This is a genomic window from Arthrobacter sp. CAN_A214 (genome assembly GCF_015751955.1).
Taxonomy (GTDB): domain Bacteria; phylum Actinomycetota; class Actinomycetes; order Actinomycetales; family Micrococcaceae; genus Arthrobacter_D.
Map to the genome: position 1 here is coordinate 18,348 of NZ_JADOUU010000007.1, position 15,612 is coordinate 33,959.

Sequence of the window (15,612 nt, forward strand, 5' to 3'; positions counted from 1 at the left end):
GGGCGCACCGGTGGTAATTTTAGGGTCAGTGTCATAACGGTTACTTCAAACAGGAATGGAGGCGGGGCGCATGAGCAGCTCGGCTAGCACACGCGGCAGGCGGTCCACGGGATCGCTTTCCCTCTTTGGGCTCATCAAGATACTCGCGCGTCTCACCCCGCGGCAGATCAGCGACGAATTCTCGCTGGCTCTGGAGCAGATGAAGCAGAAGGGGATCAAAGCGGGCGTTGCCGCCGCGTTCCTCGTCGTAGCGCTGATCTTTGTCCTCTTCTTCGCCGTCGCACTCATCGTGGCCGCGATCCTGGGGCTCGCAGAGGTTCTGCCGCCGTGGCTTGCCGCGCTCGTGGTCGCTGCCGCCTTCCTCGTTCTCGCCGCCATCATCGGGCTCATCGGTGTTTCGCGGTTCAAGAAGGCTCTGCCCCTGCTTCCGGAAGAGGCGATCCGCGGCGTCCGCTACGACCTCGGCGTGCTGAAGGAAGGCCGGAGCTTCAACCCGGCGGTGCTCGACATCAAGAAGCCGAAGGAAGATCCGAAGGACGACAACGCCCGGGACTCCGCACCGAAGGAACCCACGCCGTCCTTCGAAGAGCTGCGTGGACGTTCGGGCGAGCGCCGGACGCACATTGCTGAGGCGAGGGACTCCCTCGGGAGCCGGGTGGACATCAAGTCCCGCTTCGAGAAGGCCAAGAACGATGCGAAGGCCAAGAAGGAAGCAAAAGCGGTCAACGCTGCAAGTCGCCCCGGGGGAAACACCGACAGCGGCAGGGTTGCCGCCGTCGCCGTGGAGAAGGAAGTTCCCCACAACATCTCGCTTGCCGATCGCTGGAAGCCGCTGAGCGTGCTCGCCGGCTCGGTGGCCACCCTGGTGGTCCTGTTGAGGCGCCTGCTTTCCTGATAACAGCCGGCCCGGTGCCTGCATAATGGGAAGGGGAGGCATTGGTGATCAGATTTATCGGCGCTGGAACGCGGCCCGGGGCGCAGAACAGGGTACTGGCGACGGCATGGACCCTGCCCAACATCGTGACGATCGTCCGTTTTCTCGGGGTGCCGTTGTTCGTGTGGTTCATCGTGCGCCAGGAGTATGGCCCGGCCGTCGGAACACTCGTGATCCTCGGGTCGACCGATTGGATTGACGGGTATATCGCCCGACGGTTCGACCAGGTTTCAACGGTGGGTAAGTGGCTGGATCCCGTAGCGGACCGGACGGCCCTGATCGTGGTGGCCGTCACCTTCGTGGTGAACGGGATCGCACCCGCGTGGCTCGTCTGGATCATCGTCGTTCCCGACGTGATCCTGATCCTGAACATGCTCATCCTCTTCCGGGGCCCGAATCATCTGCCCGTGTCGAACATCGGCAAGATCCGTACGGCGCTGCTGCTCGTCGGCCTGCCGCTGCTCCTGCTGCACCGCGTGCCCGGATATGATCAGCCTTGGATCTTCCTGTCCGCGCATGCCCTCCTCATTCTGGGATGCATCGGGCACCTCCTCGCCTTCTACGGCTATTTCACCGCGGCCCATAGGCAATACCGTCGTCAGAAGCGCCGCCAGGGGCCCATTGCCGGTGTCGCCGGCTGAATGGCTTTCCTGGCGATCGTGCTGGCGCTGGCGGGTGCGGTTTTCCTCGCCTTCGGCGCCCAGCGGCAAGGCAGCGCCGTTCGGGCGCATACGGGCGGCCTCGACCTCAACACCGCCGGCTTCCTGCGGCTCCTGCGGAACCCCCGGTGGATTCTCGGTCTCGTCCTGTTGGGCACAGGCACAGCACTGAACGTGGTGGCACTGGCGCTGGCGCCCCTGACGGTGGTGCAGCCCATCGGCGCGATTGCGCTGGTGATCACCACCATCGTGAATTCCAGGGACCAGGGTATCCGGATCAACAGGGCAACGATCGCCGCAATCACGGCCTGCGTCTTCGGCAGCGCCCTGTTCGTCCTCCTCGCGGTCAATGTCACCCAGCAGAACCATTCGATCGCCGTCGGGCAGGAACTCTCGGTGGTCCTGCTGCTGGTGCTCGCCGTCGTCGTTTTCGGCACCCTTGCCGTCCTCGGGAAGCGCAGGCTCAACGCCGTTGCCTATATTCTCGGGGCTGGTGTGCTCTTCGGGTTCGTCGCGGTCCTCACCAAGGTCATCATGACGCACCTGCTGGATCCGAACGGCCGGTTCCTGCTGAACGTCCCGCTGTACACGGCGGTCGCGTTCCTCGCCGCTGTGGGCCTTGGGATCTGGTTCGTCCAGAGCTCCTACGCCACAGGCCCTCCCGACCTGGTGATTGCCGGACTCACAGTGATCGATCCGCTCGTCGGCATTGCCGTGGGGATCACCATCCTGGGTGAACTGCAGCCCGACGTGCAGACGATTGCCGCCGTGGGCATGGCCACGGCGGCATTGATTGCTATCGTTGGAGTCATCGCGTTGTCGCGGCACCACCCCGATGTGGTGAGACGGCAGCGTTAGGAATACCGACGCCGGCACCTGCCCGCCACTCCGAACAGACCTACGTAGGGGATCCCCGAGTGAACCACCCGGCTGGAAGCAAGCCACTGACCATCCTGATCGCGGCCGACACCTATCCGCCGAACGTCAACGGGGCGGCGCAGTTCGGCTACCGGTTGGCCAAGGGCATGACGAGGCGCGGCCATGACGTGCACGTTCTTGCTCCGAATACCGAGAACGGCAGGAGCCACACCGAATCCGGCGGTGAGTGGGCCGTTCACCGACTGCGCTCCCACAGCACCCCCACGCATGAGTACTGGCGGATCTGCCTGCCGTGGGAGATCCGGCGCGACGTGAGCATGTTGTTCGACCGGATCCAACCGGACGTGGTGCACATCCAGTGCCACTACATGGTGGGGGAGTACACGCTGTACGAGGCTGCGAAGCGCGGCATCCGTGTGGTGGCGACGAATCACTTCATGCCCGAGAACCTCAACCCGTTCCTGCCCTTTCCCGCATGGTTCAAGGAAATCGTCGCGAAGAACTCGTGGCGGGACATGGGCAGGGTCATGGGGAAGGCCGACGCCGTGACCACCCCCACGCCGCTCGCGGCGAAGGCCATGCACGATCACGCGTTCCTCCGGAAGGTGCTGCCCGTTTCCAACGGGATCGATTCCTCGGCGTACGAGTTGAGGCCCGGCGAGGAGATCGAGCCCCATTCACATCCCACCGTGCTGTTCGTGGGCAGGCTCGCGGAGGAGAAGCATATCGACGTCCTCATCGACGCGATCGCGAAGACGCCGGCGGAGCTGGATGTGCACTGCGAAATCGTGGGTGGGGGAGAAGTGAAGCCCGCTCTCCAGGCGCAGGCCGCGCGGCTGGGCCTCGGCGGTCGGGTCAGATTCCTTGGTCTGGCCAGCGATGAGGAATTGCGGATCGCTTACCTGCGGGCCACTGTGTTCTGTCAGCCGGGTACGGCTGAACTGCAGTCGCTCGTCACCCTGGAGGCGATGTCGGCCTACACTCCGGTGTTGCTGGCTGACGCCATGGCGTTGCCGCACCTTGTGGACGACGGCGAGAACGGATACCTTTTTCCGCCCAACGACAGTGATCAGCTCGCGGCGCGCATCACCGAACTGGTCAGCCTCCCTTCCGCGGATCGCGAGCGGATGGGCAAGGCAAGCCGCGCCATGGCAGAAAAGCACGACATCAACACCTCGCTCGCCACGTTCGAGGCCCTGTACTACGGGGCACCGACCGATGGCACTGCGATCTAGCGCATCCCAGCCGTTGCCAACGGCTACAATAAACGAGCGGTGGGGCCGTTCTGCCTCACCGGGGCAGGCGCAACTGCGGCAGGGGGCTGTAGCTCAGCTGGTTAGAGCAGCGGACTCATAATCCGTTTGTCCTGGGTTCAAGCCCCAGCAGCCCTACACCGGGAAGCCCCGGAATCCGGAAGATAAACCTTCAGGATTCCGGGGCTTCTCACTTTCGACGGTTCTGCACTGGCGGGCTAAGTTACTCGCGGGTAACATTTGATCATGGGTGTCGGCCATCAGGGCGCCCGGAAATCTCCAATCCGCGCCGAATGTAGTACTGGTCGCCGGTGATCAGAGTGAAGGACTATCCATGAGCAAGCCAGCCATTGACCTCGACAACCTGCCCTACGCGGACGGGGACTTCTACTCGTTCGAAGAATTGCTTTCCGACAAGGAGCGGTCACGGCTCGCCGAGGTGCGCGCGTGGCTGACTGCTGAAGTGCGGCCCAACGCGGTGGCGTGGTGGAACGAGGGCTCCTTTCCCCAAAGCCTTATCCCCCGTCTCGCAGAGCTGGATTCGATGAGCCCCGTCCACCGGCAGGGCTACTCGAACCTCTTCGCCGGGATGATGCACGCCGAGTTCACCAGGGCAGACACGTCGATCGCCACTTTCATCGGCGTCCACGACGGACTGTTCACGGGCTCGATCGAACTCCTGGCCTCTCGGGAGCAGCAGGAGGAGTGGCTGCCGGATATCTATGCGTTCCGGAAGATCGGCGCATTCGGGCTGACCGAGCCCCTCGGCGGCTCCGATGTTGCCGGCGGCACACGGACCACTGCCCGGCGCGACGGCGCCAACTGGGTCCTGAACGGCGCAAAGCGGTGGATCGGCAATGCCACGTTCTCGGACTGGGTGGTCATCTACGCCCGTGACGTCGAGGACAATCAGGTCAAAGGCTTCCTGGTGGACACCTCGCTTCCCGGCTACTCGGCCTCGAGGATCGAGAACAAGATCGCCCTGCGCACGGTGGAGAACGCCGACATCACCCTCGAGAACGTGGTGGTCGCAGACGACTTCCACCTCAAGGGTGCGAACAGCTTCCATGACACGAACAAGGTTCTGAAGGTCACGCGGCTCTCGGTGGGCTGGCAGGCGGTGGGCCAGCAGCTGGCGGCCTTCGACGTCGCCCGTCGCTACGCGGTGGAACGTCAGCAGTTCGGCAGGCCCATTGCCTCCTTCCAGCTCGTGCAGCAGCAACTCGTGCAGATTCTGGGCAACGCCATGAGTTCGATGGGAATGATGGTCCGCCTGTCCCAGCTCGAAGACGCCGGAACCGCGAAGGATGAACAGTCCGCCCTCGCGAAGGCGTTCACGACGGCGCGGATGCGCGAGAGTGTTGCCGCCGGACGAAACATCCTCGGGGGGAACGGGATCGTCACGGATTACGAGATGGCGAAGATCTTCTCCGATGCCGAAGCCATCTACACCTACGAAGGCACCCAGGAAATGAACACCCTGGTCACCGGCCGTGCGATCACCGGGATTTCTGCTTTCGTCTAGGTCGAGCCAACGGGCCGGTTGCCCATGGGCGTCAGCGGCGGAGTGGCAGCAGGACCGACGGACGCCGGTCCGAGACATAGGCGAGCGGGTCGACGTAGTTCCCCTGGAGGCGGACGCCCCAGTGAACGCACAGCACCGGGCAGTGGGGAGGCCCCTCGATGGTACCGACGGATTCGCCTGCAGCAACTTGATCGCCTTTCCTCAAAGTTGTGGCAACCGGCTCGAAGCTGCTGACACGGCCGTCGCCGTGGTCGATCGAGAGTACCGGGCGGTCGACCACGGTACCGGCGAAGGAGACGAAGCCGTCGGCGGGACTGAGGACCGGCGCGGCCGCTCCGGCTCCGGTCGACCGCGCGGCCGAGAGGTCCACGCCACGGTGGCCCGCCTTCCACCGTTCGGGTGGGGGTTGGAAGTGCCGGAGGACACTCGGTTCGGGGGCCAGCGGCCAGGACCAGGGAGCGGTGAACGAGCCGGGCGCCGTCGTGGTGGACAGTGCCGCTGGCAGTAGCGGGAGTGCGCCGGCCTCGTCCGCGCCCCGGATCGCGGACTGCGCGGTTCCGCCGGCGGCAAGCGCCAGTGCGAGGACGGCCGCCTGCAGCATCCGCCGCGGCCGGGGACGTATAGCAGTCCTTCGCATCGGCCGTAGGCCCTGGGTGGGATTTCCTGTCATAACGCCACTCTTCCCGGTCCAGCAGGTTCGAACGCAGGCCGTTCTCCTCAAGTGGACATCAGCGGGACGTCGACCGGCCCGGCCGACCCGTACGTCAACCACCCCTACGCCCTGTAGTACACTGGGCAGAGCAGTTTGCTGCATTCCCATCCCTTCCTGCCGCAAGGCTTACCCGGGTCGGTTTGAGCCAAGCTGACTACGCGTGCCTGCGACCCGCCTCCGCCAAGGAGGTTCGGGGTGTTCGTCCAACGGTCCGGGAAAACCGGGTAGGGCGGATGCGTTGTCCGACGGACAGGTACCAGGAGTTCCGCCCACCCTGGGCGTAACGCTGATAACCGTCAACAAGCAGAGGCAGCGCGCTGAGCCGCGCAGGAGCCCTGCTGAAAGAAAGGCAGAACATGCCAGTAGTAACAATGCGCCAGCTTCTCGACAGCGGCGTCCACTTCGGTCACCAGACGCGCCGCTGGAACCCGAAGATGAAGCGCTTCATCTTCACCGAGCGCAACGGCATCTACATCATCGACCTCCAGCAGTCGCTGTCCTACATCGACCGCGCCTACGAGTTCGTCAAGGCCACCGTCGCCCACGGCGGCACCGTACTCTTCGTGGGTACCAAGAAGCAGGCCCAGGAAGCTATCGCCGACCAGGCCACCCGCGTGGGCCAGCCCTACGTCAACCAGCGCTGGCTCGGTGGCATGCTCACCAACTTCCAGACTGTTTCCAAGCGCATCCAGCGCATGAAGGAACTCGAAGAGATCGACTTCGACGACGTAGCCGGTTCGGGTCATACCAAGAAGGAGCTCCTGCTCCTTCGCCGTGAGCTCACCAAGCTCCAGAGCAACCTCGGTGGTATCCGCAACCTGACCAAGGCTCCGTCCGTGGTCTGGATCGTCGATACCAAGAAGGAGCACCTCGCCATCGACGAGGCGAAGAAGCTCAGCATCCCCGTTGTCGCGATCCTCGACACCAACTGCGATCCCGACGAGGTCGACTTCCCGATCCCGGGCAACGATGACGCCATCCGTGCAGTGAACCTGCTGACCCGCGTGGTAGCGGACGCCGTCGCCGAGGGCCTGATCGCCCGCCACAACCGCTCGGGCAACAACGATTCGGCAGCAGCCGACGAGCCCATGGCCGAGTGGGAGCGCGAGCTGCTCCAGGGCAACTCCGAGGCTCCTGCCGCTGAAGCCCCCGCCGCTGAAGCACCTGCAGCAGAAGCCCCCGCGGCTGCTGAGGCCGCCGCCCCCGAGGCTGCAGCTGATGCCGCCCCTGCTGCCGACGAGGCTCCTGCCGGACTGCAGGCCCCCATCGCCGAGGAAGTCCCCGAAGCAGTAGCTCCCGCCACGGAAGCCGCAGCCGACGACACCAAGTAGTTCCAGCTGCGGAAGGGGTGCGGGTAAATCCGCACCCCTTCCGCATGCTCCGCCGGTCCTTCCTTGCGAAGGTGGGCCGGTGTTCCGCTCTTCCTCCAGCAGATCAATCCCAACCTAGGAGTTCGTATGGCAAACTACACTGCCGCTGACATCAAAGCCCTCCGTGAGCGCACCGGCGCCGGCATGATGGACGTGAAAAAGGCACTCGACGAAGCCGATGGCAACGCCGAGAAGGCCATGGAGCTGATCCGTATCAAGGGACTCAAGGGCGCCACCAAGCGCGAAGGCCGCTCCACGGCCGAGGGCCTAGTCGCCGCGCGCGTCGAGGGCAATGTCGGCGTCATGGTCGAGGTCAACTGTGAGACCGACTTCGTCGCCAAGGCCGGACCGTTCATCGACTTCTCCCAGAAGGTACTGGGAGCCGCGATCGCGTCCGGAGCCACGGACGTCGAGTCCCTCCTTGCTTTCGACCTGGACGGCAAGCCCGTATCGGAGCACGTCATCGAAGCCGGTGCGCTGCTCGGCGAGAAGGTCGATGTCCGTCGGGTTGCCCGCATCGAAGGCAACATCGTCGACGCCTACATGCACAAGACGTCGAAGGACCTGCCCGCGCAGGTCGGCGTCCTGTTCGCCGTCGAGGGTGAGGGCGATTCCGCCGCGGTCGCTGCTCATGACGTCGCCGTCCACATCGCTGCCTACTCGCCGACCTACCTGACGCGCGATGAGGTTCCTGCCGAACTCGTCGAGTCGGAGCGGCGCATTGCTGACGAGACGGCCCGCGCCGAAGGAAAGCCGGAGCAGGCCCTCACCAAAATCGTGGAAGGCCGCCTGACCGGATTCTTCAAGGAGGGGGTCCTGGTGGACCAGGCCTTCGCGAAGGATGCCAAGAAATCCGTTGCCCAGGTGCTCAGCGAAGCCGGGGTCAAGGCAACCGCCTTCGCTCGCTTCCGCGTAGGAGCATAGCGGGTTCGAGGCACCAGGCCGTTGAACCGATGAAGGGTGGCCCCAATAGGCGGCCACCCTTTTTCGCGCCCGATGGACGCACCGTATTCTGTTACAGGTTTCATTCTGCAGGTCAAGATTCACCCGCTCGATGCCCGGGAGGCACCATGAACATCCTTGAAACGGCGACACACAGCGGGACAAAGGGCCGACGACGGGTACTGCTGAAGCTCTCCGGTGAGGTTTTCGGCGGGGGGAAACTCGGGGTGGATCCGGAGACCGTGCGCTCCGTCGCCAAGCAGATCGCCGCCACCATCGACGAGGTGGAGGTTGCTATCGTCGTCGGCGGCGGAAACTTCTTCCGGGGCGCGGAACTATCGCAGAGCGGGATGGATCGCTCGAGGGCTGACTACATGGGCATGCTCGGTACTGTCATGAACTGCCTGGCCCTGCAGGACTTCCTCGAGCAGGCGGGGGTGGAGACCCGGGTTCAGAGTGCGATCACCATGGGACAGGTTGCCGAGGCCTACATCCCGCGGAGGGCCATCCGCCACCTGGAAAAGGGCCGTGTGGTCATTTTCGGTGCCGGCGCGGGACTGCCCTACTTCTCCACCGACACCGTCGCGGCCCAGCGTGCGCTCGAGGTCCATGCCGACGAAGTCCTGATGGCGAAGAGCGGGGTGGACGGTGTCTACACCGCCGATCCCCATAAGGACCCCACCGCAAGGAAGCTCGACACCCTGTCCTACGATGAAGCACTGAGGCGGGACATCCGGGTCATGGACCAGACGGCCATGACCATGTGCAAGGACAACGACCTGACCATGGTGGTCTTCGGCATGGAGGGTGAGGGGAACGTGACCCGTGCCATCCGCGGTGAGGCACTGGGAACAGTCGTAACCACCTAGCACCCCCGCAGGTGGCCCGACCGATTTTGGGCTGAGTCACGGGGCACGTGAACTAGGATTGAAAACCGGACCGGTTGCCGTGCAACTGAACGCAGAGCTAAGGAGACGTCGTGATCGAAGAGACATTGCTAGAGGCCAGCGAAAAAATGGACAAGGCCGTGGACGTAGCAAAGGACGATTTCGCGACGGTTCGCACCGGCCGTGCAAATGCCTCGATGTTCTCAAAAGTCGTAGTGATGTACTACGGCTCGCCGACGCCCCTGCAGCAACTTGCCTCGTTCCAGAACCCGGAGGCGCGCACGCTGCTGATCACGCCGTTCGACAGGTCGTCGCTCAACGACATCGAACGCGCGCTGCGCGACTCGGATCTGGGAGCGAACCCGTCCAACGACGGCAACGTCATCCGGGTGGTCCTCCCCGAACTGACCCAGGAACGGCGCAAGGAGTACGTCAAGCTCGTGCGCACGAAAGCCGAGGATGCCAAGATCTCGATCCGCAACATCCGGCGGAAAGCGAAGGACGGCATCGACAAGGCCGTCAAGGACGGCGACGCCGGTGAGGACGAGGGTTCGCGGGCGGAGAAGGAACTCGACTCCCGCACGAAGTCGCATACCGACACCATCGATGAGCTGCTGAAGCGCAAGGAAACCGAGCTCCTCGAAGTCTGATGACCCACCTCCAGCCTCCCGAGCGCACGGGCGCATTCCAGGGTTACGGCAGGGGTGGTACCCGGTGAGTCGGCGGTCCGTCCGCACGGGACGTCCGCAAAAGCGCGGATTCTCTCTCTTCCCGCGGAGAAAAGCCAGTACGCCCGGGCAGCAGTCCCGGGCCGGCCGCAATCTCCCTGCGGCGATCGGCGTCGGTGCTGCCCTCCTGATCCCGATACTCGCGGGTCTGATGTTCCTGCCCCTGGCGTTCGTTTTCACCGTTGCCGTCCTCGGTGCGGTCGGTGTGTGGGAAACGTCCCGTGCCCTCGAGGTGCGGCGCATCCGGGTTCCGCTGGCGCCGTCCCTCGCCGCGAGCATCGCCATGCCGCTCGCTGCCTACTTCGGGGGAGCGGAAAGCCTGGCCTTCGCATCCGTGGCGTCAGTGTTCGTGCTCCTGGTGTGGCGTTCCCTGGACCCGGCGCCCGACGCGACGCGCAGCATCATGGCGGGTACCTTCACGCTGCTGTGGGTTCCCTTCCTGCTCAGCTTCGCCATGCTGCTGGTGAGGGCGGACGGCGGTCACCTGGTCATTGCGACGCTGCTTCTCCTGGTGGTCGCCAACGACACGTTCGGCTACATCATCGGAGCCACTTTCGGAAAGCATGCCATGGCTCCGAAGATCAGTCCGAAGAAATCGTGGGAGGGTTTCGGCGGATCGATCGGCGGGGCAATCGTCGTAGGTGTACTTTGTTCGGTTTTCCTGCTGGGCCACCCGGTGTGGGTGGGGTTGCTCCTCGCCGTCGCTACCGTGGCTTCGGCAACAGCCGGGGACCTCGCTGAGTCGATGATCAAGCGGGAGCTCGGGGTGAAGGACATGGGAACGATCCTCCCCGGCCACGGGGGTGTCATGGACCGGCTCGACTCGATCGTGTTCGCTTCACCGATGGCGTACCTTCTGTCGGCTACATTGGTTCCGGGCCTGCTGTAACCGCCGGGCGCACCTCCGATCCCGGATCCCGGCAGGCCGGTCTCAGTAGAAGGACACTCCATGGATTCTGCTCGTCAGGGCCCCCCCTTTGCTCGTGTTGCACACCGGGCGTACGGCTACAACGTCCGTCAGGTGGACAGGTTCCTGGCCCGGGCGCGGCAGCATTACGCGCTCGGGGGTTCGCAGGGTGATCCCGTCACGAGCGCGGTAGTCCGTTCCACGATCTTCGCCCCGGCCAGGGGAGGCTACGAGCCGCGGTCCGTCGATGCGGCGATGGACCGGTTGGAGGACGCCTTCGCCCTCCGCGAGCGGGACGACCTGATCGAGTCGAAGGGCCAGGACGCATGGCTCCGGCAGATCGGCCGTCAGGCGGCAGTCCTCAAGGGACGGCTGAATCGCGCTCCGGGGGAGAGGTTCCGTCGCCCGCCGGGCAGGAAAGCGCCCGCCTACAACGTGGAGGACGTTGACGCCCTCTGCGGAAAGCTCCTCGGTTACCTCGACAACTCCCTACCGCTGAGCGTCGATGTGGTGCGCCGTTCAGTTTTCCGGGGAACTGCAGGTTCGGAAGGATACGAGGAGGCGCAGGTGGATGCATTCCTGGACCGGGTGGTCGAGCTCATGGCGGCAATCGACTAGCGCCGATCGACTAGCGCCGATCGACTAGCGGCGATCGACGAGCGGCAATCGGCTGGTCGGCGGGCAGTCGGCCTACCGCCTACGGCGTCTCGGGGCTGTGCAGTCGCGCAAGGATCCGGGATGTACCTGAGGGCCTGCGGTCTCGGGTCGCCTTCGATGCCAGGATGGTCACCAGGAACGCTGCAGGAACCGTCCACAGCGCCGGTTGCTGCAGCCAGGCGAAATCCGCTGCCGCTTCAGCTCCGAGAAGCGCAGCGGAGAGGATCGCCCCGCCGCACAGCACCGCACCGGTCAGCATGCCCGCCACCGCGCCGACGTCGGTGAGCCCGGTCCACCAGATGCCGAGCAGCAGCAGCGGGCAGATCGTTGAGGCAGTGAAAGCGAAGACGGACCCTACGCTTCCCGCCAACGCCTGTGTGTCTGTCAGCAGGGCGAACACCAGGGGAATCACTGCAGAGAGGACTGCTGCCCTCCGGAACCCCCGAACACTTCCGGAGAAGAATTCCTGGCTCACCACTCCGGCAAGGGAAACCACCAGTCCACTTGTCGTCGACAGAAAAGCGGCGAAGGCTCCCGCTGTCACGAGGGCGGAGAGCAGGTCTCCGGCGACGCCGTCGAAGATCCGGCCGGGTAGCAGGAGCACCGTGGAGTCCGCGCTGCCGGTCCCGGCGAGTTCAGGGGTGTAGATGCGGCCGAGGATGCCGTACGCCGTGGGGAGGAGGTAGAACACCGAGAGCAACCCCAACACGATGAGCGTAGTGCGCCTGGCGGAAGCGCCGTCGGGATTCGTATAGAACCTCACGAGGATGTGTGGCAGGCCCAGCGTCCCGAACAGCAGGGCGATCACCAGTGAGATGGTGCTGTAGAGGGAGGCCTGTCCGGTGATGTCCAGGTCAGCAGTGAACGCGGCGCCCTGCGCGGTGATGGGCATGCCCGCCGATCCTAGACGCAGGAGAATGAACACCAGCGGAACCGCCAGCGCAGTGAGTTTGAGCCAGTATTGGAACGCCTGGACGAAGGTGATGGATCGCATTCCGCCCGTCACGACGCTGAGGGCGACCACCACGACGACGGCGACCGGGCCCACCCAGGAGGGCAGGCCCGTGGTGATTCGGACCGTGAGTGCCGCGCCGTGCAGCTGCGGAACGATGTAGAGCCATCCCACCACGATGACCAGCAGACTGGTCACGCGGCGCACCAGCAGCGAATCGAGCCGCGCCTGGGCGAAGTCGGGGATGGTGTAGGCGCCGGAGCGGCGCAGGGGGGCAGCGACGAACAGCAGCAGCATCAGGTAGCCGGCGGTATAGCCGATGGGAAACCAGAGCGCGTCGACCCCGGAGATGAGGATCAGGCCGGCCACGCCGAGGAAGCTCGCAGCCGAAAGGTACTCACCACCGATGGCGGAAGCATTCCACCAGGGCCGCACGGTGCGGGAGGCGACGTAGAAGTCGCCCGTGGTGCGCGAGATCCGCAGGCCGTAGATGCCGATCAGTACCGTACTCAGCGCCACCAGCACCAGGGCTGCGTAGCCCACCACGGGGTTCATGCCGATAGCGGTCGGCGGGAGGAGTTCAGAATTCATCGATCAGGTCCTGGAAGCGCTTTTCGTTGCGCGAGGCGCTGCGGACATAGAGCACCGCGCAGCCGATCACTAGCGGATAAATGCAGAACCCCAGCAGGAGCCAGGGCACGGGGACGGTGAACACCGTCACTCCGCTGATCGCGGGGAAGATGATCAACAGCACCGGGATACCGATGAGGATGATGAGAAACCCGCCCGCAACCACGAGGGCGAGGCGCAGTTGGGACCGGATCAGTGAGGTGACGAAGAGTTGGCCCACCTCCGATTCCTCTGCCACCTCCCTCATCACGGGATAGGAGCTGCTGGTGGGCCGTGCGCTGGTGCGCGGGGCGGTGACGCGGACGCGCTGGGGCGGCGGAACGGGTGGTACAGCGGCCGGGAAAGCCGGTGCGACATCCGGCGCACGATCCGCTCGATCACTCCAAGGGGGAGCTGGTGGGGTTTCGAGCGAGCCGTCGGTCGGGTCATCCGGGAGGGTTGTCTGCGGGGACTTCGGCAGGGACATCGGGGTCGGCAGCTCCCCGGGATTGCTCATCCGCGTCCTTACTGGCCGGGCCGGAGGCGGGTGGCTTCGAGTTTCTCCCGGACATCGGGAAGATGCCGGCGGCTGACGGGCAGTTCGGCGTCGCCCACCAGCAGGCTGGCCCGGCCGGCACTGATGCGGACCTGCCGGACCTGGTCCATGGCGACGAGGTAGGAGCGGTGGGTGCGGAGGAAGCCTGCGTCGGCCCACTGGCGTTCGAGGTCGTTGAGCGGGATGCGGATCAAATAGCTTGCCTCCGCGGTGTGCAGCCGCGCGTAGTCGCCCTGTGCCTGCACGTAGCGGATCTCGTCGCGGCGGATCATCCGGCTGATACCGCCCTGGTCCACGGTGATGACTTCCGGAGCAGCGGTGACACCCTCCATCAGTTCACAGATGCGCCGTACGGATTCGGCGAGCCGCTCTACACGCACGGGTTTGAGGAGGTAGTCCACCGCCCGCAGCTCGAACGCCTCCAGCGCGCGGTCCTCGTCAGCCGTGACGAAGACGACGGCGGGCGGCCGGCTGAAGCGTGAGATCACCCGGGCGATGTCGAGGCCGGAAAGGGAGGGCATGTGGATATCGAGGAACAGGGCGTCGACGTCGTGCATCTCAAGCGCGCGCAGGGCCTCAGCTCCGCTCGAGGCGCGGTGGATCGTTCTGATCCGGGGATCCCGGGAGAGCAGGAAAGCCAGTTCCTCCACAGCGGGGAGCTCATCGTCGGCGATGACAACATTGACCATGACTACTAGGTTACGTCGCTCAGGCCTGGTGATCCGGCTGCGACTTGGGCACACGCATGGTGATCAGCGTTCCCGCCCCGGGCGCTGTGTCGATGATCAGCCCGTGGTCGTCACCGTAAACCTGGCGCAGGCGTGAATCGACGTTCCGCAGTCCCACATGGACGCCCTCCGTATGGCCCGCCAGTACCAGGCGGAGGTGCTCAGGGTCGATGCCGACGCCGTCATCCTCGATGGTCACCTCGGCGAAGGCGCCGGCGTCGTGCGCGGTGATTGTGATGTGCCCGGTGCCGTCCTTCGAATCCAGCCCATGGCGCACTGCGTTCTCGACGAGGGGTTGGAGGCTCAGGAACGGGATCACCGTACTCAGTACCTCGGGGCCGATCTCAAGCTTCACCTTGAGCCGCTCGCCGAAGCGCGCCCGCTCGAGCAGCAGGTAGCGGTCGATGCTCTTCAATTCCTCGGCAACGGTGGTGAAGTCGCCGTGCCTGCGGAACGAATAGCGCGTGAAGTCGGCGAATTCGACAACGAGTTCCCGGGCCCGTGCCGGATCGGTGTTGATGAACGAAGCGATGGCGTTCAGCGAGTTGTAGATGAAGTGCGGGCTGATCTGTGCGCGCAGGGCACGAACCTCGGCCTCGGCGAGGAGGCGCCTTGATGAGGCCAGTTCGGCCAGTTCAACCTGGGTGGACACCCAGCCGGCGAGTTCGTTGGTGGCCCGGACAAGGCCCGCATTGACGTCCGGAGCGAAGGCGCCGACCGTCCCGATGATCCGCTGGTCCACGCGCACCGGAGCGACGACGAGCTCGCCGCCGCCGGGAACGCCCGCCTCGTCGAGCTGTGTGCTGCGGAAGATCTGGGTGCGTCCGCTGTCCAGCACCCGCTGGATCAGCAGCATCACGGCGGAGGGCAGGGAGCGGCTCCCGTCCGAGGCGAGCATGGCGGCGTCGTCGGTCATGACCAGTGTGTCGCACCGCAGGAGGCCCCGCAGGTGGCGGCTGGCCTTCGCGGCGCCGGACGCAGTCAGCCCCTCCCTCAGATGCTCGGAAGCAAGCGCCGCGGTGTGGAGCGTGGCGTAGGTGGCGCGGTCGGCGTCCGAGCCGAGGTCATGTGAGGAGCGTGACAAACGGAACCCGAGGGCGGCAACGATGGCGATGGTGACAACGACGACGGCGCAGACCAGGGCGGTGTCGACGGCGGCGCTGAACATTCCCCAAGACTAGCGGCCGGCCGGACAAGCTCCTTCGATGGCGTGGTGACACGCAGGAACCCCTGCCACTCCTCATTACCGCCGGCTACCCCGCCATTCGAGACGCAGGCATGGTCGATCCCGGCGGATGCTGCTCCGGACCTGCC

General features: G+C 65.0%; 16 protein-coding genes and 1 tRNA gene. 12 read left to right on the forward strand and 5 right to left on the reverse strand.

Features of this window, described 5'->3' with window-relative positions; all coding sequences use genetic code 11:
* The first annotated feature begins 70 nt into the window (after nt 1–70).
* The 6 genes from IWX65_RS08225 to IWX65_RS08250 all read left to right on the forward strand — a co-directional run bounded on the left by IWX65_RS08225 (nt 71) and on the right by IWX65_RS08250 (nt 5,250).
* On the forward strand, nt 71–895 hold the full coding sequence (locus IWX65_RS08225; RefSeq protein ID WP_196881932.1) for a phage holin family protein: 825 nt from the start codon (nt 71–73) through the stop codon (nt 893–895).
* A gap of 44 nt (nt 896–939) precedes the next feature.
* Complete coding sequence (locus IWX65_RS08230) at nt 940–1,575, forward strand: CDP-alcohol phosphatidyltransferase family protein (protein ID WP_334683740.1); 636 nt, start codon at nt 940–942, stop codon at nt 1,573–1,575.
* Nucleotides 1,576–2,451: a DMT family transporter gene (locus tag IWX65_RS08235; RefSeq protein ID WP_196881933.1), complete on the forward strand. Its 876-nt coding sequence runs from the start codon at nt 1,576–1,578 to the stop codon at nt 2,449–2,451.
* A 59-nt stretch (nt 2,452–2,510) separates the two neighbouring features.
* Entirely contained in the window at nt 2,511–3,707 is a 1,197-nt protein-coding gene (locus IWX65_RS08240; RefSeq protein ID WP_196881934.1) for a glycosyltransferase, read from the forward strand.
* An 82-nt stretch (nt 3,708–3,789) separates the two neighbouring features.
* Nucleotides 3,790–3,863 (forward strand) — tRNA-Ile (locus tag IWX65_RS08245).
* 196 nt (nt 3,864–4,059) lie between these two features.
* Nucleotides 4,060–5,250 carry an acyl-CoA dehydrogenase family protein gene (locus IWX65_RS08250; protein WP_196881935.1) on the forward strand — a complete coding sequence of 397 codons (1,191 nt, stop codon included), beginning with the start codon at nt 4,060–4,062 and terminating at the stop codon, nt 5,248–5,250.
* Between the two features lie 31 nt (nt 5,251–5,281).
* Here the strand turns inward: IWX65_RS08250 and IWX65_RS08255 are convergent, their stop codons facing one another.
* On the reverse strand, nt 5,282–5,920 hold the full coding sequence (locus tag IWX65_RS08255; protein ID WP_334683741.1) for a murein hydrolase activator EnvC family protein: 639 nt from the start codon (nt 5,918–5,920) through the stop codon (nt 5,282–5,284).
* 398 nt (nt 5,921–6,318) lie between these two features.
* Here IWX65_RS08255 and rpsB point away from each other — a divergent pair, with 398 nt between their 5' ends.
* From rpsB to IWX65_RS08285, 6 genes are all read left to right on the forward strand, one after another.
* Nucleotides 6,319–7,293 carry a 30S ribosomal protein S2 gene (gene rpsB / locus IWX65_RS08260; protein ID WP_196881937.1) on the forward strand — a complete coding sequence of 325 codons (975 nt, stop codon included), beginning with the start codon at nt 6,319–6,321 and terminating at the stop codon, nt 7,291–7,293.
* A 126-nt stretch (nt 7,294–7,419) separates the two neighbouring features.
* Nucleotides 7,420–8,256, forward strand: a complete 837-nt coding sequence (gene tsf / locus IWX65_RS08265) for a translation elongation factor Ts (protein ID WP_196881939.1) — start codon at nt 7,420–7,422, stop codon at nt 8,254–8,256.
* Nucleotides 8,257–8,402: 146 nt separating this feature from the next.
* On the forward strand, nt 8,403–9,143 hold the full coding sequence (gene pyrH / locus IWX65_RS08270; RefSeq protein WP_196821942.1) for a UMP kinase: 741 nt from the start codon (nt 8,403–8,405) through the stop codon (nt 9,141–9,143).
* A 110-nt stretch (nt 9,144–9,253) separates the two neighbouring features.
* Nucleotides 9,254–9,811, forward strand: a complete 558-nt coding sequence (frr, locus tag IWX65_RS08275) for a ribosome recycling factor (protein WP_196821943.1) — start codon at nt 9,254–9,256, stop codon at nt 9,809–9,811.
* A 64-nt stretch (nt 9,812–9,875) separates the two neighbouring features.
* A complete protein-coding gene (locus IWX65_RS08280; protein ID WP_334683742.1) occupies nt 9,876–10,778 on the forward strand; it encodes a phosphatidate cytidylyltransferase in 903 nt (300 codons plus the stop codon).
* A 60-nt stretch (nt 10,779–10,838) separates the two neighbouring features.
* Entirely contained in the window at nt 10,839–11,414 is a 576-nt protein-coding gene (locus IWX65_RS08285; protein WP_196881940.1) for a DivIVA domain-containing protein, read from the forward strand.
* A gap of 79 nt (nt 11,415–11,493) precedes the next feature.
* On the opposite strand, the gene IWX65_RS08290 is transcribed toward IWX65_RS08285, so the two are convergent.
* The 4 genes from IWX65_RS08290 to IWX65_RS08305 are packed head-to-tail and all read right to left on the reverse strand — an operon-like array spanning nt 11,494 to nt 15,466.
* Complete coding sequence (locus tag IWX65_RS08290) at nt 11,494–12,960, reverse strand: sodium/solute symporter (protein WP_196882148.1); 1,467 nt, start codon at nt 12,958–12,960, stop codon at nt 11,494–11,496.
* 25 nt (nt 12,961–12,985) lie between these two features.
* The gene (locus IWX65_RS17770) at nt 12,986–13,531 is read right to left on the reverse strand and encodes a hypothetical protein (RefSeq protein WP_334683743.1); all 546 of its coding nucleotides are present in this window, start codon (nt 13,529–13,531) and stop codon (nt 12,986–12,988) included.
* An 8-nt stretch (nt 13,532–13,539) separates the two neighbouring features.
* Nucleotides 13,540–14,259 carry a LytR/AlgR family response regulator transcription factor gene (locus IWX65_RS08300; RefSeq protein WP_026532090.1) on the reverse strand — a complete coding sequence of 240 codons (720 nt, stop codon included), beginning with the start codon at nt 14,257–14,259 and terminating at the stop codon, nt 13,540–13,542.
* 19 nt (nt 14,260–14,278) lie between these two features.
* On the reverse strand, nt 14,279–15,466 hold the full coding sequence (locus tag IWX65_RS08305) for a sensor histidine kinase (protein ID WP_196881942.1): 1,188 nt from the start codon (nt 15,464–15,466) through the stop codon (nt 14,279–14,281).
* Between the last annotated feature and the right edge of the window lie 146 nt (nt 15,467–15,612).